Raw genomic sequence first — 659 nt, forward strand, 5'->3', positions numbered from 1 at the left:
GTTGGCACCGGGGACATCTGTGTAACCGCGATTCAGCTTATCCACGTAGGCGTAGGGCGCCCCCTGCCTGCCGCGACCCCGGGCGGGCGCCAGCCACAGCTCGCCTCTGCCGCGACGGGGGGCGTACCCTGATCGAACCACGTAGTCCAGCCCCTCCGCGTTGTCGACAGCCGACTCAACTAGTTGGTCGACAACACCATGAAGGGGCAATTCAGCTCCCTCTGCAACCAAGGGGCCTACTCCCGGTGATTCCAGGTCCAGATCTATGACGAGCACGATGTATCCCTGGTCGGTCAGGTGTCGTGCGAGAACAGCAGTAGCCGTGCTCCGCCCCACCCCGCCCTTGAAGCCATAGAGCGCGGTGCGGTGTGTCCGCGAGCCGTCTGCTTCGGAAGCGGGGGTGGACACATGCGCCCAGTCTTCGCCTACCACAGTGTTGTCGAGGACTCGGACCCGCCCGTCGGGTCGATCAGGGTCTGTAATGGCGCGATCGGAGTCCAGGAGGCTACTGGCCGAAAAAAGTTCGGATGCGAGCATCAACGGTCGGTCAGCTGCGTATCGGCGTAGCTCCCGCCCAAGACGGGGGCTGTAGACGGTTACCATCTCCCCCAGCTCACGCGCTTGGAGGGGTGTCTGCACACGGTCATCAACGATAAGCG

The 659-nt window shown here is 63.7% G+C and carries 1 protein-coding gene; it reads right to left on the reverse strand.

Annotation, left to right across the window (positions count from 1 at the left end):
* Positions 1–639, reverse strand: a 639-nt coding sequence (locus tag KUM32_RS38535) for a KGGVGR-motif variant AAA ATPase (protein ID WP_308408832.1), incomplete at its 3' end; no start/stop codon positions are given.
* Between the last annotated feature and the right edge of the window lie 20 nt (positions 640–659).

The sequence above is a fragment of the Streptomyces sp. AC627_RSS907 genome, from assembly GCF_019049165.1.